The sequence below is a fragment of the Algoriphagus aquimarinus genome, assembly GCF_007997215.1.
Classification (GTDB): domain Bacteria; phylum Bacteroidota; class Bacteroidia; order Cytophagales; family Cyclobacteriaceae; genus Algoriphagus; species Algoriphagus aquimarinus_A.
The window spans coordinates 59,702-78,934 of the sequence record NZ_VORW01000007.1; the positions used below are offsets into that span (position 1 = coordinate 59,702).

Consider the following 19,233-nt stretch of genomic DNA (forward strand, 5'->3'; position numbering starts at 1 on the left):
AATATTTTGCTTATGGGTAGTACAGTTAATCTATTTATTTCAAGAAGCCCTAAAAAAACTTCAAATTCCCAATTAGATGACAAAGCCCTTTGGCAAAGTGTCAGAAAGGGGAATGATCTCGCATTTTCTAATTTGTACCAGCGTTATTCTAATTTACTTTTTAACTATGGAATGCACTTTTGCTACAATCGTGAGTTGGTCAAAGATTGTATACAAGAGCTTTTCACAACTATTTGGAATAGGAGAGAAGCACTTTCAGAGATTGATTCGGTCAAGTATTATCTTTTCAAATCTTTTAGAAACTTGCTTGTTCAGCACATCAGTAATGACCGAAAGCGCTTTGTTGATTTTAATGATTCTTATGAATTCGAGGAGTCAGATTCCTCTATAGAGAGTAGCATTATTATAGAAGAATATCTCAAGGAAAATAAACAGAAAATTGCGATAGCACTTTTCAAAATTTCTAAAAGACAAAGAGAGATTGTAATACTTAAATACTTTAATGACTTAAGCTACGCTGAGATTTCGAGTCTAATGGATCTCACGCCTGCTTCTGCTCATAATCTTCTATCAAAAGCTTTGCAGTGTTTAAGGGTAGTCATAAATATTTTTTTGATAGGTGCGTTTTTTTTATGTTTTTGATGCATGATTTTGATAATCAGTATTTTGAGAGTGATTTTCATATAGTTTTATTTTTTTTTTAGAAAAAGCCTCAGAAAAATGATGAGGTTTTAATGCTTTCACACTCTTATAGGTATTAACCAAAGGAGATACAGTGAATCATCAGCCCAGCGATTACGATAATTATACAATTGATGACTTTGTCATGGATCCATTTTTTAAAGAATGGGTACTCTATTCAGATCCGATTCATGATGAATTTTGGATGGAATGGAAAGAATCCAATCCTTCCAAAGTCAATAGAGTAGATGAAGCGAGGGCTTTGGTTTTAAGTCTCGAGAGGTCAAAACTTCAAATGAGTTCAGATGAATTGATTTCCGTGTGGGATTCCATCCAAAGCAACATCAAGCTGCCCCCAAAGTCTCTTGAATCTTCTTCTTCTCACAAAAGTAACTTTTGGCCTTTTGTGTCTGCAGCTGCGTCCATCGTATTAGCCATGCTTGTCTGGTATTGGTATGAGCTGCCAAAAGAAATAGAATACCTGACTGCTTTTGGAGAAACAAAAGAGATCATCCTGCCTGACAGCTCTGTAGTGATCCTGAATTCTAATTCCAGATTGACTTTTATCGATAATTGGGAAGGACTGATGGCTCGAGAAATATGGATAGAAGGAGAGGCTTTTTTCAGTGTGGTTCACAAAGTGGACCATCAGCCTTTTAAAGTCCTAAGTTCTCAAAATGTAGCGATAGAGGTTCTAGGGACAGAATTTAATGTGTACAACAGGTCAGAGGAAACTGAAGTAGTACTCACCTCTGGAATGGTGACACTTAGCTTTCCGGTGAAAGAAAAAGAAGGTAAAATCCTGATGAATCCAGGTGACCTAGTAGAGTTTAAGGAGAGTAAGTTTCAACGCAAAAAAGTAAACACTTCACTATATACTTCCTGGAAAGACAAAGTCCTCAATCTCGATGAAACAAGCCTTGATGAAATCATAAAGATGGCTAGAAATAATTACGGAATTGAGATTGAGGTCCAAAATGAGGATATCCTTAAGCAAACGGCGTCGGGCTCTATGCCGCTTCTGGATGCTGCCAATTTTATGGATCAAATTTCTAAGATCTTCAATATTGAAATAGTAAACGAACAAAATAAGTACCTGATTAAATAACCCAAAATGAAGTATTTCCAAAATAACCTAAACCCTGTTTACAATGAGAAAGTTTGTACTATTAGTGTGTTTTAGCTGTTCGATTTCTTGGTTTGCATCTGCGCAAGTCGAGGGTTTAATAGCCTCAGAACGAAACCGGGATACCTTCGGGGCATCCAAAACTGAAGCCAGAGACCTCAAAGAGGTGCTTGGCCAATTCGAGCGAAAATACAATGTCTCGATTGCTTATAAGGATGATTTGGTTCAATCGAAAAAAATCAAATCTTCAAAATCTTCCTTTAATTCTGTGGAAGAGGGATTGAAAGTAATCCTAAAAGAAACTGGTCTCAGCTACGAGAAAGCTGGTGAGAATTTTTATGTGATATTTCAAAATAAGTCGAGCCAGCCCTTAAAAAATGCTGCTTTGAAATATATTCAAACAGCATCCTTTGCACCAGCTTCAGATGGGAGAGTAAGCAGTACAAATGCTAGGTTTGCAAGGTCCCTAAATTCTAAAACAGAAAACCGTAGAATCCAGATTACTGGCAAGGTAACGGATGAAAATGGAGTGGGATTCCCGGGTGTAAACATTCTGCTGAAAGGAACCGCCGTCGGTACCGTTTCAGGTAATAATGGTAACTATTCTATCAATGCAGAAAGTGAGACATCTGTATTAGTTTTTTCATTTGTAGGATATCTCAATCAAGAAGTCGTGGTGGGGAATAGGTCAGAAATAGACCTTGTCATGAAGGTAGATGAAAGTGACCTCGAAGAAGTTGTAGTAACAGCATTGGGTATAGAAAAGTCTGCAAAAAGCCTTGGCTATTCCACCTCCACAGTCAAATCTGATGAGTTGACAGTAAATAGAACACCAAATGTCATGAATGCTCTCCAAGGAAAAGTAGCTGGTGTGTCAATCTCTGCATTGGGAACTGGTCCTGGAGGTACATCCAAAATCCGTATTCGTGGTCAGTCTTCAATTTCAGGTCAAAATAATCCTCTAATTGTGGTTAACGGAGTACCAATAGACAATACCAACTTTGGTTCAAACCCAGGAAATAATGCATCAGATAGCAGTATAGGTGTAAGAGGCGGTGGAAATACTTCCGATGGTGGTGATGGACTATCCAGCATCAACCCTGATGATGTGCAATCCATGACTATCCTTAAAGGAGCTGCAGCAGCTGCTTTATATGGTTCTCGTGCAAAAGACGGAGTAATCATGATCACAACCAAAAGTAAAAATGACAGCAGAGGCTTAGGTGTGACTTACAACCTGAATTATACGAATGAGGCTCCACTGGATTTCACAGATTACCAATATGAGTACGGTCAGGGAGAGCAGGGTGTGAGACCTACCACCCCAAATCCTACCTCAGGACAGTGGTCTTTTGGCGAGAAATTTCAGCCAGGAATGACACAAATGCTTTTCAATGGAGTAACGGTTCCTTACGAGCCTGTTAAAGGAATTATTAATGATTTCTTCCGCAACGGTCAGAACGTAACCAATTCTATAACGCTCGCTACTTCAGGTGAAAAAGGTGGTTTGAGCTTGTCTTTTTCGGACCTAAATAGCAAGGGTATTGTTCCAAACAACACCTACAATAGAAAGACCATTAATTTAGGTTTTGCTTATGATTTGAGCTCAAAATTTAGCTTTAGAGGAAACTTTAATTACTCTCACGAAGAGAATACTAATCCACCTAACGTAGGGCAACAAGATAATACTATTCCAGTGGCGCTATATAATATGGCGAATTCCATGCCTTTGGATGTGCTTCGGGATAATAGATATGACGCGAATGGAAACGAAGCAGTTTATTCAAGATTTAGGAATCGTACCAACCCGTACTTTACACTATCTGATCAATTCCAAAATATTAGTAGAGATAGGATTTTCGGAAACATTGCACTTAAATACAACCTGACTGATTGGTTGTTTGTCCAAGGTAGAGTAGGCCAGGATTTCTGGACAAGAGATCAGGATTACAATAACTTCCCTACAGGACAAGCTTCGCGGGCTCCCGCGCCAGCAGGTTTTGTGAATGGCGTGTACACGCAAGATCAACGAAGATTTCGTGAATTGAACACTGACTTTTTGATCAATGCAAATAAGAAATTCGGTGAGTTTGGTGTGAACGTGAACGTCGGTGGCAATCACATGCAGAGACGATCTGATTTGAACAGCGTACAGGTAACCGACTTTGTGGTAAGAGATCTTTATACGGTGCAAAATGGTAGAGCAAAAGATCCTATTTATGACCTCAATGAGCGTGCAGTTAATTCAATTTATGGATCTGCTGAAGTTTCCTATAAAGACATGCTGTTTTTGACCGGTACGGTGCGTAATGATTGGTTCTCTACACTTTCTGAAGAAAACAGAAGTATCATTTATCCTTCGGTTTCTGCCAGCTGGGTGTTTACCGAGAATTTTGATAAAAGTGGCTGGTTGAACTTTGGTAAACTACGAGTTGCCTATGCTGAAGTGGGTAGTGATGCCGATGTAGGAGCCTATTCCAATGTGCTTTTTTATGGGATTAATAACAATCTTTTTGGCGGTCAGCCTGTCGGTGGACCTAACGGTAGCAATCTCCCAAATCCGAACTTGCGTCCAATGAGAATTGGTGAAGCTGAAGTAGGGTTTGAACTGAGAATGTTTCAAGGCAGAGTAGGCCTTGATATGGCTGCTTACAGAAAACTCACTACAGATCAGATTGTAAGTGCTCAGATTTCAGACGCTTCTGGATTTGTGAATACCTCAATCAATAGTGGACAAAGTGAAAACAAAGGAGTGGAAATGCTCTTGACTTTGGTTCCAATTGAGAACGATAAGTTCACTTGGGAATCTTCAATAAATGCAGCATACAATAAGACGGAAGTGCTTAGTCTGCTAACGGATACTCCTGGAGAACGAATCACTGTAGGTACCCACGTTTTCAACGGAGAACTAAGACAAATCGTGGGAATGGAAATGGGCCAAATAGCTGGTTTCGGTTATAAAAGAGACGAGCAGGGGAGGAAGATCTTCGGTGCCAATGGTATTCCGCTCCGTACTTCTGATTTAGTCAATTTCGGAAGTGCTCTACCGAATTGGGTAGGTGGCTTTAACAACTCATTCAAATACAAAGGCGTGACGCTTTCTTTCCTGGTAGATTTCAAACTAGGGAACATCATGCTTTCTGGTACCAATTTCAATGCGACAAGACATGGTCTACATAAGATGACTTTGGAAGGACGAGAAGGTGGAGTGATCGGTGAAGGAGTAAATGAAGCAGGTGAGATAAACAAGGTGGTAGCACCGGTACAATCGTACTGGGAAGTGGTTAGATCTCAGGCTTTAATAGAACCTGTAATCTATGATGGCGGGTATTGGAAGCTGCGGCAGATTACACTTGGCTACGATTTTACCAAGCATCTTCCAGAGGATCTGCCTTTCAAGTCAATCAAACTTAATTTCGTAGCGAACAATGTACTCATGATAAAGAAATGGGTTGACAATATCGATCCAGAATCGTTCGGGTATTCTTCTGATAACTTGGTAGGTATGGAGTCCACTGGTCTTCCATCCACCAGAGGTTTAGGTTTCAATCTTAACGTCAAATTCTAAGCTATACAGATATGAAAAAGATCATTAATTATATATTCTTAGTGTCCATTTTGATGTACTCATCATCATGCGACAATAATTTTGACCAGCTAAATACCAATAAGGTTAGCGCTACAGCTATTGACCCAGCGTTTCAAATGAATGCAGCGATAGTTGGCTGCGCTTATCCAAATGGTACTTTGATTTATGACATAGGAATAGTTCAGCAAATTGTTTCACCAAACTCAGGAGTACTTACCGGAGCAAATTACAATCAAGATAATAGAGCTGCTACTCAAGAACTTTGGCAGAGCTACTACCGGAATGTCATCAAGAACACCAGAGATGTAATAAGTCAAGTTCAAGACGATCCGAGCAGAGCTAACCTGCTTAATATGACACGGATTATTCAGGCATTTGCCTTTATGGTTTTGACTGATGACTATGGAAGTATTCCTTATTTTGAAGGAGGCATAGGCTATTCACAGCAGATATTCTTCCCAACTTATGATTCTCAGGAAGCTATTTATACAGATATCATCAAGGAATTAACTGAAGCTACAGCTGCGCTGAATCTCTCAGGGAAAGTAGAAAGTGCGGATATTTTGTATGGTGGGAATTTGAATAAGTGGAAAAGCTTTGGGAACTCCTTATTGCTTAGAGCTGGGATGAGATTGAGTGAAGTAAACCCTACAAAAGCTCAGCAAGTAGTTCAGGCAGCATTCCAAGGTGGAGTAATTCTTTCCAACTCAGACAATGCAAAAATTGCACATGACGCAAACTATACTAACACTATAGGGAACTTGTTGAACTCTACTGAAGCTTCAAATTTCTATTTGACTAAGCCATTTGTAGATTATTTGCGAAGCAAAAACGATCCGCGCCTGTCCGCAATAGCTGTCACTTATGTTGGGGCCAAATCCGGTCCTGAGCAAACAGCTGCCAGCGGGACATATGATGCCAGTGTACATAAGGGAATGCCTATGGGCAACGATAATGTAGGAGCTGTAAAAGCAGCTTCAGATGCAGGATTATCTAGTTTTTATGAATTTGCACAAGCTGACAGAAGAAGACTCGCTAAAAATACAGCACCAAACTTTCTGGTGACAGCTTCTCAAAACAACCTTCTTTTGGCTGAGGCTAGACAAAGAGGTTGGATTACCGTAGGAACGGTGGAAGACTATTATATAGCAGGAGTAAAAGCTCATATGGAGCAGTTGGGTACGGTAGATGCCGCATCTTCCATAGCTCCAGCCGCTGCTGATGCATATTTGGCTGCAAATCCATTTGACGCTTCAAAGGCATTGGAAATGATCAATACACAATATTGGGTATCATCCTTTATGAATGGTCCTGAGGCCTTCGCCAATTTCCGTAGAGCTGGATATCCTCTCTTGACTTCCAATCCTTTCCCAGGTAAGGAAGTTGAATTCATTAATCGATTGACTTATCCAAACTCTGAGATTTCAGTGAACTCTGAAAATGTTCAAGCAGCTATTTCAGTTCAAGGGGCAGACAATCTGGCTACTAAAGTGTGGTGGGACAAATAGAAATATAACCGAGTCTGGAAAATCCAGACTCGGTTTTTTTAATTTTAGTTATATTCAAAAATGAACAAAATCTATATAACCCTATTGTTTCTATTCTTTTTTGGGATAGAATCTTTCGCTCAGCAGATATCCAAAGAAGAAATGCTCTTTCTCACCCAGGCGTGGAAAGGAGAGCGCTTTGAAGATGGACGGCCAAAAGTTTCTGACGATATACTTCGACGAATGAAAGAAGTGACACACGACGAAGCTTGGGCTGTTATGAAAAATGCAGGCTACAAATATCAATATGCTGACGGCTGGGGCTTAATGATCAATCCAGACAGCATTTTGATAGGAAGAGCAGTGACGGCGACTTTTATGCCAGGTAGACCGGATATCCATGATGCGATTGATGAGCGGGGAAAGAAAGAAGGGAAAAGGGGCCAGAACTCTTGGCCGGTGGATATTCTCCAACAGGGCGATGTATATGTGGTAGACCAGTTTAGTCTTCACAATGGAGGACCCACCATAGGAGACAATGTAGGTAACGCTATTTATGCAAAATCCGGAAATGGGATCGTGTATGATGGTGCTGTGCGAGATATTGTTGGGCTAAAGGAAATAGGATCATTCACTTCGTTTGTTTCGAGTTATCACCCTTCTCACCACAATCAGCAAGGTGACCTAAATACTATGCTGATTGGGATAAACAAGCCTACCAGAATCCATCAAGTTACTGTGATGGCTGGAGATGTCGTGCTTGGGAGGGATGGAGCAGTGTCTTTTATTCCAGCTCATTTGGCGGAAAAAGTGGTAACGACTTCTGAGGTCGTTCGTCTCAGAGACATGTTTGGACATCAGCGATTAAGAGAAGGAACCTACACTGCTGGCCAAATTGATACGAGATGGTCCGATGAGATAGAAAAGGATTTTTCCCTATGGCTCACTGCTCATATAGACGAGCTTCCTATAGCAAAAGAGCAAATTCAAGAAATTCTGAAAAACAGAACTTGGTAACCCTAACTACAACCCTTAAAACCTATGAAATCGAGCATGCCGTAACTGTCACACAGAGGGATAATTATAGTAAATGCGAGATTCCATGTGGCCTAAAAAACATTTTATAAACACATGAAAACCAAGAATTCAAGAAGATCCTTTCTACAGAAAGGAGCCGCAGCAGGCTTAACTGGCGCCGGTATACTAGCCACTTTTGGACAAGGATTAAATGCCGCGGTACTTAATCAGAATCCCTATTCTAACCCTGCCGATCTCAAGATCACTGATGTAAAATGTGGTTTTGTAAGAGGAGCAGTATATGTAAAAATCTATACGAATCAGGACGTCTGGGGCTGTGGAGAAGCAGTGGACGCGATACAAGGCTCCTATTTTTTAGTTAAAAAATTGGGTGAGCAGATCAGAGGCCAAAGTCCTCTCAATCCTAATCGGCTGGCTGAGCAAATCCGAAAAGGAGCTTTTTTTGGTGGTGCTCAGTCTGGGGTTTTTGTGGCTGTATTGACAGCGATTGAGACAGCACTTTGGGATATTACCGGGAAAGTTTTTGGAGTACCAGTTTATCAATTGTTAGGTGGAAAATACCGGGATAAAATCCGCGTCTATTGCGATACAGCACTTTATACTTCTACTAACCCAACGCCGGACGACTATGCAGCTGCGGCAAAAGATGCTGTTTCCCGCGGCTATAATGCGGTGAAATTCGACGTGGATGACGGTAGAGATCCTAATAAGTATGATCGCTTCAACTGGACTGCAAGTCCTGCTGAGATTGATAGAATGTACAATGCTATTGCGGCAGTGAGAGAAACCGTGGGGCCAAATATCGATGTCTGTGTGGATATGCATGGTCGGTACGACGCAATCACAGGTATGAAAATGGCCAAAATGTATGAGCCACTTAACCTCATGTGGCTGGAAGAACCTGTTCCTGCTGACAATCCTGAGGTTTATAAGCATATCACTCAGGAGACAAGCACTCCGATTTGCGCAGGTGAAAATATTTACCTGGCTTATGGTTTCACGAAGCTATTGTCTGATGGAGCTTTAAACATCATAATGCCAGATCTCCAAAAAGCAGGTGGGCTTGGTGAAGGTCAGCGTATTGCCAACTTGGCAAATCTGTATTATGTGCCTTTTTCTCCACATATGGTCGCCTCTTTTCTAGGAGCTATGGCGAGTTGTCATGTGTGTGCTTCAGTGCCCAATTTCCAGATTATGGAATGGCAGATTTATATGGACAAAGATGACCTCTGGAAGGATATTGTGACTTATGATGGACCAAAGACTGAAAACAGCTTCATCACTCTTTCAGAAAAACCTGGAATTGGTGTGGAAATCAATGAGGAAGGAATGAAAAAACATGCAGTCCCAGGAATTCCATTTTTTGAGTAACCAGCGATTGGTTTGAAATATTGAATTGATAAATGATTATAAAATATTAAACCCTCAATACTAATGAACTCTATTATCTCACCCATTAAAGGCATAAAGGCCTCACTTTGGATACTTGCTTTTTCAGGGCTATTACTATTGCCCAAAGCCGAAGTTAATGCTCAGAACGTCGGAGCTTCTTCTGAATATATCAAAGCACTCACTTCAGAATGGAAAGGAGAGCGATTCCCTGATGGAAGGCCTAAAGTTTCAGACTCCATTTTAGAACGACTGAAGAATATTTCCATTGAAGAGGCCTGGGGAGTATTGCGTAACAAAGGTTATCAAAACCAATACGAAGGCGATTGGCAAATTATGCTTCCCGACGAAGCTATGACTGGCCGTGTGGTTACTGCTCAATACATGCCGCTGAGACCGGACTTGGAGAAGCAGGTCAAAGACCAAGGCGTTGAAAAAGAGGGTAGATCTCCTAAAGGCGGCACGAACTCGTGGCCAATCGATATTCTCACCAATGGTGATGTGTATGTAGCAGATGGCTATGGGAAAATAGTGGATGGAACACTAATCGGGGATAATCTTGGAAATGCCATCTATGCTAAATCTCAGCGAGGTGTGATTTTCAACGGATCCGTCCGAGATCAGGAAGGACTCTCTGAGATTGAAGGCTTCAATGCTTGGATGAAAGGGCAAGATCCATCCTACATACAGCAAATGATGCTCACGTCCATCAATACTCCGATTCGTGTAGGTCGCGCTACAGTTCTCCCTGGGGATGTGGTTTTAGCGAAAAAATACGGCGTGATTTTCATTCCAGCATACTTGGTAGAAGAGCTTGTATTGACCTCAGAGGTAACAGGATTACGGGATGAATTTGGGCACCAAAGACTAAGAGAAGGTAAATATCTCGCCGGGCAGATTGATAGCCAATGGACAGAAGAAATCAAAAAGGACTTTTTGGATTGGCTGAATAATTATCCGGGAAAACTCCCTATGACTAAAGCTGAACTGGATAATTACCTCAAAGAGCGGAATTACTAATTCCAATTTTCTTTAAAATCGAAAATACTCAATAACCCAATAAACCTAATCAAGATGAAAAACACCTTACAAACCCTCATTCAAAAGAATAAGGAACAGGAACGTGCATACACTTTCCAGCGGCAAGCTGAAATCGATAGCCCTTTTACAAAAGACAATAGAAGAGATTTTTTAAAGAAAACTGCACTCGGAGGGTTGAGTTTGACAGCACTAATGGGACTTGGGATCGAAGATACCATGGCCGAAACCACTAAGAATGTGCGCAGGGCTTCCGCTCCTTCAGATCTTAAGATTACGGATTTACGCTATGCCCATACCAATGTAATGGGCGGAACAGCTATCCTCCGTATCGACACCAATCAAGGTATATATGGTTTGGGTGAAGTTCGGGATGGTGCAGATCCTAAATATGCCCTCATGCTGAAAAGTCGTATTCTGGGCGAAAATCCATGTAACGTGGAGAAGATTTTTAAAATCATCAAACAGTTTGGTGGTCAGTCTCGTCAAGCCGGTGGTGTTTGCGGAGTAGAAATGGCACTTTGGGATCTTTGTGGCAAAGCTTATAATGTACCTGCATGGCAGTTACTTGGCGGTCGCTACCGCGATACTGTGAGACTTTATGCTGATACTCCAGAGGCGAGTTCTCCGGAAGAGCAGATGAAGTTGATCAAGTATAGAACAGAAGAACAGGGTTATACTTGGTTGAAAATGGATGTTTCTATCGGCGAGATAATGGATATTCCTGGATGTATAGTGAATCCCGAAATCTTCAAAGGTGGAAAAAGTCAGTGGTCAGGTGGTTATATGTCTTATGGTAACACTGCTCACCCTTTCACAGGAGTGCAAATCACCGAGAAGGGACTAGACGAACTTGCAAAAATCGTGGATCATGTACGTGGGATGGTCGGCTATGATATTCCTTTATCTACAGATCACTATGGTCACTTTGATTTGAATAACTGTATCCGCCTAGGACAGGCGCTTGATAAATACCGTTTGGCGTGGTTGGAAGATATGGTTCCATGGCAATTGTGGCAACAGCACAAGACAATCACAGATTCACTGAATACACCTACCACGACGGGCGAGGATATTTACTTACTTGAGTATTTCAAAGACTTGATTGATAATCATGCGGTGGATATAATTCATCCAGATTTAGCTTCATCAGGAGGACTTTTGGAAACAAAAAGAATAGCCGATTATGCAGAAGAAAAAGGAATTGCTATGGCGATGCACCAAGCCGGAACTCCGGTTTCATTTATGGCAAATGTGCATTGCGCAGCGGCAACCCAGAATTTCCTCGCACTTGAGCATCACTCAGTAGATGTGCCATGGTGGGAAGATTTAGTCACTATGACTGGCGGAGGCAAAATGATAGATAAAGGATATGCGCCAGTTCCTTTGGACGCTCCAGGCTTGGGAATCGAATTGAATGAGGAAGTAGTGAAAGCACATCTTCATCCATCCGACAAGTCGTATTTTGCTCCTACCGATATGTGGAATGATAAGCGTTCGCACGATAGAACGTATAGTTAATAATACCTATTTTACCTATTGATAGACCCGGGAACTAGTTGAAAAACTGGTTCCCGGGTAATTTCTTATGAGTTCACCCAAAATTCCGTCATTTTGAATCCAAAAACTTTAAAAATACTTTCAATAGTCACAGGCATTTTGTTCGTAGCCGCACTGGCAACAAGTCTCTTTTCAGGTATTGCAAATGCTGGCCTGTTTTGGATAGGGTTCTTCTTCATCTGTGCTATCGCTTTTTTAGGGAAGCCCAAATTAAAAGGATATGCTTACTCTATGATGATCTTTGGATCAGTGGCTTTAGCTCTTTATTTCCCTCAATATTTCGTCGAGTACGAGGGCTTCAAGTTCAGTGCGCTGATCGTCCCATTAATTCAGGTAATCATGTTTGGAATGGGAACCTCCATGAGCATTAAAGATTTCCTTGGAGTAGTCAAAATGCCCAAAGGTGTATTGATTGGAGTGCTCTGCCAATTTTCCATCATGCCTTTTATAGGATTTGCACTCGCCAGCATGAGTGGTTTTCCACCTGAAATTGCCGCTGGGATTATTTTGATCGGTTGTTCTCCAAGTGGAATGGCTTCGAATGTGATGAGCTATCTTGCCAAAGCAAATCTTGCGCTTTCTATTACAGTGACCTCAGTCACTACCTTAATGGCACCTTTTGTAACTCCCTTATTGATGGGTTGGCTTGCAGGAGAGTTTGTGGAAATCAACGTGATGGACATGATGATTAGTATTGTGAAAATGGTCATCATACCAATAGGGGCAGGTTTGATTTTTAATTATTTCCTACAAGGAAAAGCCAAATGGCTGGATGATCTGATGCCAATTATTTCCATGGCTGCAATTGCATTGATCCTTGTGGTGATCGTAGCTGCAGGAAGGGATAGCTTGCTTGAGATAGGTCCTCTTCTGATTATTCTTGTGGTGATTCATAATCTTGCCGGTTATACACTTGGTTATTGGGCCAGTAGATTATTTAGACTCAACGAAAAAGATTGTAGAACAATTGCCATCGAAGTGGGAATGCAAAATGGAGGACTAGCCTCTGGTATTGCAAAGGAGATGGGGAAGATTGCAACCGTTGGTTTAGCACCTGCCGTATTTGGTCCGTTTATGAATGTAAGTGGTTCTATACTAGCTTCTTATTGGCATAAAAAACCGATAGAACCGGAGAAAGTTCCTCAATAATCTAAGGCAGCTTATATGCCTGACGGGCCAGTAATTTCCACTGGCCCTTTTCTTTTTGCCAGACCAGGATGACACCAATTTTAATTGAGTTTGAATTTCCACCATCCAGAACGACCGCTGCCAAATTATGTCGTACAATAGCTACGTCTTTCTCTACTTGGATCGTCTGATTCTCAAAAGCCATTTTTGAAAAATCTGAAGCACCACTAACTAACGCTTCGATAAACTGCGTCTGGTTTTCAAGTTTTCCACTTGAATGTCCATAGGTAAGTTTCTCTGAACTTAGCTCGCTTAGCGTAGCTGCTGTAGGGTCTATTAATGCCAGTCGAAGTTTTTCTACTTGGGATGCCAAATCTTTATCAGCTTGTGCAAAAGCAAAAGTAGCGCTGAGAAAAAGGGCTAAGGTTAAAATGGTTTTCATAGGTTTTTGGGTTGTTTTTTTGTTGTTAAAAATAGTCTTGTTGCTCACATAATCAGATGCTTATATGTATGATTGATGAGCTGTGTTAAGATACAAAAAAGAGTGAATAGATTAGCTCTGAACGAAAGTATATGGAGAGTTTATCCTCCAGAAACGTAGGCGTAGTACAGTTTGCAGGCATAAGCTGAATAGATCATTAATTCCTCTAGAGGCAAGTTTTCGTCAAGGACTTGTACATCGAAGTTTAGTTTTTTCCAAGAATTGACAGGAGTTAGGATCATTACCTTTTCTCCGGAATCAGAGCTGACTTCAAATTTTATTTTCCAATTCCCAGAGCTTTTCAGAACATAGGTTTTTTCGATCTGGTCTTTATTTTCTATGGTGATGCTCAGATGAAGTTTGGAATTGTGTGTGATCTCGCCAACTTTCCTGCTGTCCTTGAAAATTTCAATTTTACCCGACCACCAGTTTTTAGGCTTAAGTTGAATTTTTTCTCGATCTAGGTAGGTTTCTGCAATTCCAGAGTACCAATTCTTGTATTTTAGTTCCAGTATTTTTCTTCCATTTTCACTCACTTTGAAATCCCCTTTCAAGGAAGTTGACTCAATTTTAAAAGTGGTTTGTTTAGGACTTTGCAAACTGAATGTACTGTGTAAAGTAAAAATAGGTTTTCTATATCATGAAAGTCACATCAAAATTTAGAGTCTGTTTAGGCGTTATTTCTCCTGAACAATCGTGAAAATATTCTTTTCTTTTACACCTTTTACCTCATGTTCTACCATCACAGGAATATCATAGGTGTCAAATTCTTTGAAACGAATCGTCTCGCCATTGATGAAAAATTCAATTTCCCCTTTGACCACAGTAAGTAGAGAAGGGCCATTTGCAGTGTGTTTTTTTAGGATTTGGTCTTGAAGTAGTCCAATTGCGAAATAGTTTGTTTTGTCTGTACGCTGAATGGGACATACAGAGGGCCGTTCATTGCCGAAGGATAAGTTTTCTAGGATATTCATGGTGTTTTTGGGATTAACGTACTAGAATTGATTCTTTTTAAGTTAACCAAAGTTTTAATGAATAGCACTCAAAATTTAACTCATCGAATTACTATTTCTCAGATTATGAGGGGGATTTTCCGAATTAATAAGGCTCGATATGAATCAATACATTTCCAAGTTCGGGGATCACTTTGCAAAGTTTATCCTTCAGTTTATGTGAAATGTCGTGTCCTTCAGTGACTGTAAGATGGCCTTCTACCAGTGCATGTAAATCGACATGATATTCCATTCCAGCTTTACGAATAAAGCATTTTTCAGTGCCTTTTACTCCGGGAACTGTCAAGGAAACCTGTCGGATTTGCTCGGTAAGCTCCTCGTAGTTGTTTTCATCCATCACTTCACCCAGAGCTGGACGAAATATTTTATAGCAATTGAAAAGTATGAAAACTACTGCGAAAAGAGCTGCGTAATCATCAGCTACTTCAAATCCTTCTCCTCCAAAAATCGCAATTGTGATTCCTATAAACGCTGCGACAGACGTAATTGCATCACTACGATGATGCCAAGCTTCCGCCTTTAGCGCGCTGCTTTTTAGTTTTTTGCTTCGCGACATGACCACTTGGAAAGAGATTTCCTTCCAGATAATAATAATTGCCAGGACGATCAGTGTAAAAGGTTTGGGTAATTCATGTGGAGTGATGATGTGCTCGTAGGCTTGCCATGCGATAGTACCAGCAGAGATGATTAGAAATACTACTACCAAAAAAGTAATCAGAGGTTCAGCTTTTCCATGACCATAAGGATGATTCTCATCCGCAGGTCGTGAAGAATATTTCAATCCAAAGAGAACTAGCACTGAAGCAAAAACATCAACCACAGACTCTATTCCGTCAGCGATCAGCGCATAGGAATTTCCAAATATGCCTGCTAGAAATTTGATTGCTGCCAAAACAACATTTCCCAGCATGCTGAAAATGACTGTTCTGATCGCAAGATTTGAGTTGCTCATGGGTTGAACTAAAGGGAGAATGGCAAAAATAGGGATTATTCTTTTTTTTGAGGTAAAAGCTGATTACAACGAATTCTTTCTCGTTTTCTCATACCAGGTAACAAATGAATCCCTTTTACCTAACATATACACCCCTTCTGGTAGGAACGGATTGAATACTTTTAGAACTGCAAAACTAACCCTATGAATAACCCTTTTAGATTTCTAGGCTTCTTTCTTTTGTCTGCATTAGCTATTTTCTCTTGTGGGGAAACTGAAGATCCAAATCCACTCATTTTTACAGTTTCGAGTAATTCTGTTCAGTTTGAAGCTGAAGGTGGTAGCCAAATTATTACCATTACGAGCAATTCTACCTGGACTATCGAGGCTGCATCATCCTGGCTTGAAGTAACCCCTATGGCAGGAACAGGAAACACCCAGATTACTTTAAAAGCTTCCTCAAACGAATTGATGGAAGCTAGAGAAGTAAATGTGAAAGTTATAGCAGGGACAGTTGTACAGCTGATTTCTGTAAAGCAGGATGCAAAAGCTCCGTCACTTCCTTCTTATTATATTCCTTCCGACGCGACAGGTATGAGGGATATTTCTAATCTGGAATTGGCAAATGAAATGGGGATAGGTTGGAATTTGGGGAATTCACTGGAGGCAATAGGAGGGGAAACAGCTTGGGGCAATCCGAAAACCACCAAAGAGCTTATCGGGCTCATCAAAGCAGCTGGCTTTAAATCCGTAAGAATTCCTGTAGCCTGGAGCAAATTCACCAAAGCTGAAACGTTCGAAATTGAACCTGTTTGGATGGCTCGGGTACAAGAGGTCGTGGACTATGTGATAGACAATGATATGTATGTAGTCATGAATATTCACTGGGATGAGGGTTGGATGCAGCCGACTTTTGCGCAGCAAAACTACGTCAATAATAGACTGGAGAAAATGTGGATTCAGATCGCCCTAAATTTCCGGGATTACGATGATCACTTACTGTTTGCGGGAACAAACGAAGTGATGGTAGATGGAGATTACAGTACTCCTAAGCCGGAATACTATCAGGTTCAGAATTCCTTTAATCAGACTTTTGTGGATGCTGTGAGATCAACTGGTGGGCGAAATACCTATAGAAATCTAGTAGTTCAGACCTTCAATACCAATATTGATCATGGAGTGAATTTCTTTGATATGCCAACGGATGATACGGAAGGGCGCTTGATGGTGGAAGTACACTATTATGATCCGTATGAGTTTTCACTTAAAGAAGATGAGGTCATTACCCAATGGGGCGAGCATGCTACAGACCTTTCTAAGACAGCTTCCTGGGGAGGAGAATCCTATGCAGACGGGCAATTCCAAAAGATTAAAACCAAATTCATAGATAAAGGTGTTCCGGTTCTGCTAGGAGAATATGCTGCTACAGATAAAAAGGCTGAAGACAATGATATTTACCGGAATTACTACTTGCTCCACATTAGTAAATGTGCCAAAGAACATGGGGTAGTGCCATTTTACTGGGATAATGGATTTGGTGGAGAGTATGGTTCTGCACTCTTTAATCGAAACTCAGGAGGTCTATTATATCCAGATTTGATTGAGGGGATTATCAGTGCTGGGCAATAAATGTTTTCTTAAATGAAAAACTGAAAGGCATGTTTAAACTTCTAGTTTTTAGTGGATTAAAAAAAGCCGGAATTCATAAAGAACTCCGGCTTTCGGCTTAAATAGGTATTAAGAGGCGAATGCCTCGGTTTTTTCTTTTCTACTGATGGTTCCAGGAATATGATGATCAGTCTTCAATATTATAAAACCTCCGAATGCACATATTGCCATTCCTGCGGCCATTGGAAATGCTGAACTCGCATGAAATAAACTCACGATGGCAGTTACTATACTACCAATTGCCATTCGCATACTTCCTAACATTGCAGAGGCAGATCCAGCATTCTTAGAGAATGGTGCCATGGCTAGCGCTGTTGTATTTGGACCATTCAAACCATGTGCTGTTAGGAAAATGAACATCATTCCTATCAGTGAATACAAATTGAATATATTAAAATATACCCCCAATATCAAGAAAAGAGCAGTTATACTTTGATAGTGTATGGAGAAATTGATGATCTGCTGACTCGTGTATTTGCGAAGCAAAATGTGATTCAGCTGAGTAGAGCCGATCATAGCAAATGCCAGAATTGCAAAAAGCCAACCGAATTGATGCTCTGTCAATCCATAAATGTTCATAAACACATCTGCCGAACTTGCGATGTAGGCAAATGGTGCCGCGCCGGCAATTCCTCCTGCGAGCATGTAAACTAAGAACTGCCGATTCTCAAGAACCTTAATGTAGCCTTTCCAAACCTGTTTTGGTTTAAGAGATACTTCCTTGTCTGGCAGAGCTCCAGCAGGTAGCACAACTACTGTAGCGATCCAAATAATGGCTGTTAAAGCAGCTAGAATAATAAATACCCAGTGCCAATCATAAGCTGCTGTCACAAATCCACCTAAAGTAGGAGCGATCATAGGCGAAACTGCTATCACCAAAACAAGCAAAGACATTGCTTGCGCGATTTTCTTAACAGGGAAAATATCCCGAACAATAGCTTGAGCAGACACCATTCCAGCACATCCACCAATGGCCTGAAGGAAGCGCATGAAAATCAGATTCTCTACAGACTGAGACATGGCACAGCCTATGGATGCTAAGATGTAGATAGCCAAACCTGCATAGAGAGGCTTTTTACGGCCATATTTATCTAATAGCGGTCCGTAGAATAACTGTCCTATGGCTATACCAACAAGATAGGCAGTAAGTGAAAGCTGAATATTTGAAATAGGCGTATTCAGGTCTCTTGCCATCTCAGGAAAACCCGGAAGATACATATCAATAGAAAAAGGACTAATAGTACATAAAGCACCTAGTACTAGGATAATTTTGAAGTATTCCGTTTTACTGTATTTCTTTCCCACCCTAAAAATATTTTACGCAGACTATCTGGGGTAAACAGGCATGATTGTTTATGAGTTCGTAAATATTAGCTTATTTTTTTGTGAAATAATTAAGCTTGCTTAGAATGTATTGAGGAATCTTTAATAGCCTAATTTTTTATGCGAAAAGTAAATTAGCTAAATCGAAAGGTTTTGGATGGAGATAGGATTACCAAAGAATAGATTTTGTGAAAAATCAGTTTTTTTCAGATTCCAGTACTTTCTCAATTCTTAAATCTGGAATTAACCATATCAATGCAACTAATACATAGATTCCTCCTGCTATAATAGGATGAATCCAAGTAGCGGCAATTGCAATCAGGTAAAGTATAGGTGAGATCCACCCTTTTTTGTCTTTTCCTACTGCCTTCGCCAGGATAGAATTTCGCCCTTGACAGTTTACAAGTGTTGTTTGTAGGATTTTGTATGCAATGGCTGACAATAAGAGTATAACTCCATAAAGAGCCATTGGCGCTGCACCGAAGTTATTCTCTCCCATCCATCCCGTGGCGAAAGGAATCATGGATAACCAAAACAAAAGGTGAAGATTTGCCCAGAGCACCTTGCCGCTTATTTTGGAAGCTGCATGCATCATGTGATGATGATTGTTCCAATAAATTCCTATGTAAATAAAACTCAAGACATAACTAAAAAACACCGGGATCAATGTGTGCAAATCAGCCCATTGATCTCCATGGGGAACTTTGATCTCCAGGACCATGATCGTGATGACAATCGCCAAAACACCATCACTAAAAGCTTCTAACCTATTTTTGTTCAT

At 40.6% G+C, this 19,233-nt stretch carries 16 protein-coding genes; 10 read left to right on the forward strand and 6 right to left on the reverse strand.

Features of this window, described 5'->3' with window-relative positions; translation table 11 throughout:
• Nucleotides 1–12 precede the first annotated feature (12 nt).
• From ESV85_RS12295 to ESV85_RS12335, 9 genes are all read left to right on the forward strand, one after another.
• Nucleotides 13–642 (forward strand): RNA polymerase sigma factor, encoded by a 630-nt coding sequence (locus tag ESV85_RS12295; RefSeq protein WP_146918010.1) that lies wholly within the window; start codon nucleotides 13–15, stop codon nucleotides 640–642.
• Nucleotides 643–775: 133 nt separating this feature from the next.
• Entirely contained in the window at nucleotides 776–1,789 is a 1,014-nt protein-coding gene (locus ESV85_RS12300) for a FecR family protein (RefSeq protein ID WP_146918012.1), read from the forward strand.
• A gap of 43 nt (nucleotides 1,790–1,832) precedes the next feature.
• A complete protein-coding gene (locus tag ESV85_RS12305; RefSeq protein ID WP_223275989.1) occupies nucleotides 1,833–5,375 on the forward strand; it encodes a SusC/RagA family TonB-linked outer membrane protein in 3,543 nt (1,180 codons plus the stop codon).
• Nucleotides 5,376–5,386: 11 nt separating this feature from the next.
• Complete coding sequence (locus ESV85_RS12310; protein WP_146918014.1) at nucleotides 5,387–6,904, forward strand: SusD/RagB family nutrient-binding outer membrane lipoprotein; 1,518 nt, start codon at nucleotides 5,387–5,389, stop codon at nucleotides 6,902–6,904.
• A gap of 60 nt (nucleotides 6,905–6,964) precedes the next feature.
• Nucleotides 6,965–7,900 (forward strand): RraA family protein, encoded by a 936-nt coding sequence (locus tag ESV85_RS12315; RefSeq protein WP_146918016.1) that lies wholly within the window; start codon nucleotides 6,965–6,967, stop codon nucleotides 7,898–7,900.
• 114 nt (nucleotides 7,901–8,014) lie between these two features.
• Entirely contained in the window at nucleotides 8,015–9,292 is a 1,278-nt protein-coding gene (locus ESV85_RS12320) for a mandelate racemase/muconate lactonizing enzyme family protein (RefSeq protein ID WP_146918018.1), read from the forward strand.
• Nucleotides 9,293–9,355: 63 nt separating this feature from the next.
• Nucleotides 9,356–10,330 (forward strand): RraA family protein, encoded by a 975-nt coding sequence (locus ESV85_RS12325; RefSeq protein ID WP_223275990.1) that lies wholly within the window; start codon nucleotides 9,356–9,358, stop codon nucleotides 10,328–10,330.
• Between the two features lie 54 nt (nucleotides 10,331–10,384).
• The gene (locus tag ESV85_RS12330; protein ID WP_146918019.1) at nucleotides 10,385–11,869 is read left to right on the forward strand and encodes a mandelate racemase/muconate lactonizing enzyme family protein; all 1,485 of its coding nucleotides are present in this window, start codon (nucleotides 10,385–10,387) and stop codon (nucleotides 11,867–11,869) included.
• Nucleotides 11,870–11,959: 90 nt separating this feature from the next.
• Entirely contained in the window at nucleotides 11,960–13,057 is a 1,098-nt protein-coding gene (locus ESV85_RS12335) for a bile acid:sodium symporter family protein (RefSeq protein ID WP_410488861.1), read from the forward strand.
• Between the two features lies 1 nt (nucleotide 13,058).
• Here the strand turns inward: ESV85_RS12335 and ESV85_RS12340 are convergent, their stop codons facing one another.
• The 4 genes from ESV85_RS12340 to ESV85_RS12355 form a co-directional block, all read right to left on the reverse strand.
• Nucleotides 13,059–13,478 carry a nuclear transport factor 2 family protein gene (locus tag ESV85_RS12340; protein WP_146918021.1) on the reverse strand — a complete coding sequence of 140 codons (420 nt, stop codon included), beginning with the start codon at nucleotides 13,476–13,478 and terminating at the stop codon, nucleotides 13,059–13,061.
• 140 nt (nucleotides 13,479–13,618) lie between these two features.
• Nucleotides 13,619–14,071 carry an aminotransferase gene (locus ESV85_RS12345; protein ID WP_191321997.1) on the reverse strand — a complete coding sequence of 151 codons (453 nt, stop codon included), beginning with the start codon at nucleotides 14,069–14,071 and terminating at the stop codon, nucleotides 13,619–13,621.
• 123 nt (nucleotides 14,072–14,194) lie between these two features.
• Nucleotides 14,195–14,491, reverse strand: a complete 297-nt coding sequence (locus ESV85_RS12350) for a hypothetical protein (protein ID WP_146918024.1) — start codon at nucleotides 14,489–14,491, stop codon at nucleotides 14,195–14,197.
• Between the two features lie 124 nt (nucleotides 14,492–14,615).
• The gene (locus ESV85_RS12355) at nucleotides 14,616–15,482 is read right to left on the reverse strand and encodes a cation diffusion facilitator family transporter (RefSeq protein ID WP_146918026.1); all 867 of its coding nucleotides are present in this window, start codon (nucleotides 15,480–15,482) and stop codon (nucleotides 14,616–14,618) included.
• Between the two features lie 183 nt (nucleotides 15,483–15,665).
• On the opposite strand from ESV85_RS12355, the gene ESV85_RS12360 reads away from it, so the two are divergent.
• The gene (locus ESV85_RS12360) at nucleotides 15,666–17,090 is read left to right on the forward strand and encodes a cellulase family glycosylhydrolase (protein WP_146918028.1); all 1,425 of its coding nucleotides are present in this window, start codon (nucleotides 15,666–15,668) and stop codon (nucleotides 17,088–17,090) included.
• Between the two features lie 108 nt (nucleotides 17,091–17,198).
• Here the strand turns inward: ESV85_RS12360 and ESV85_RS12365 are convergent, their stop codons facing one another.
• Entirely contained in the window at nucleotides 17,199–18,434 is a 1,236-nt protein-coding gene (locus ESV85_RS12365; RefSeq protein WP_146918030.1) for a multidrug effflux MFS transporter, read from the reverse strand.
• A 214-nt stretch (nucleotides 18,435–18,648) separates the two neighbouring features.
• On the reverse strand, nucleotides 18,649–19,233 hold the full coding sequence (locus tag ESV85_RS12370) for a TMEM175 family protein (RefSeq protein ID WP_146918032.1): 585 nt from the start codon (nucleotides 19,231–19,233) through the stop codon (nucleotides 18,649–18,651).

Bases quoted from the DNA above. Each gene is read 5' to 3' on its own strand.
- ESV85_RS12320 (WP_146918018.1), top strand. From the start codon at position 8,015: ATGAAAACCAAGAATTCAAGAAGATCCTTTCTACAGAAAGGAGCCGCA.
- ESV85_RS12305 (WP_223275989.1), top strand. From the start codon at position 1,833: ATGAGAAAGTTTGTACTATTAGTGTGTTTTAGCTGTTCGATTTCTTGG.
- ESV85_RS12325 (WP_223275990.1), top strand. From the start codon at position 9,356: ATGAACTCTATTATCTCACCCATTAAAGGCATAAAGGCCTCACTTTGG.
- ESV85_RS12360 (WP_146918028.1), top strand. From the start codon at position 15,666: ATGAATAACCCTTTTAGATTTCTAGGCTTCTTTCTTTTGTCTGCATTA.
- ESV85_RS12310 (WP_146918014.1), top strand. From the start codon at position 5,387: ATGAAAAAGATCATTAATTATATATTCTTAGTGTCCATTTTGATGTAC.
- ESV85_RS12295 (WP_146918010.1), top strand. From the start codon at position 13: ATGGGTAGTACAGTTAATCTATTTATTTCAAGAAGCCCTAAAAAAACT.
- ESV85_RS12315 (WP_146918016.1), top strand. From the start codon at position 6,965: ATGAACAAAATCTATATAACCCTATTGTTTCTATTCTTTTTTGGGATA.
- ESV85_RS12330 (WP_146918019.1), top strand. From the start codon at position 10,385: ATGAAAAACACCTTACAAACCCTCATTCAAAAGAATAAGGAACAGGAA.
- ESV85_RS12355 (WP_146918026.1), bottom strand. From the start codon at position 15,482: ATGAGCAACTCAAATCTTGCGATCAGAACAGTCATTTTCAGCATGCTG.
- ESV85_RS12370 (WP_146918032.1), bottom strand. From the start codon at position 19,233: ATGAACAAAAATAGGTTAGAAGCTTTTAGTGATGGTGTTTTGGCGATT.
- ESV85_RS12340 (WP_146918021.1), bottom strand. From the start codon at position 13,478: ATGAAAACCATTTTAACCTTAGCCCTTTTTCTCAGCGCTACTTTTGCT.
- ESV85_RS12350 (WP_146918024.1), bottom strand. From the start codon at position 14,491: ATGAATATCCTAGAAAACTTATCCTTCGGCAATGAACGGCCCTCTGTA.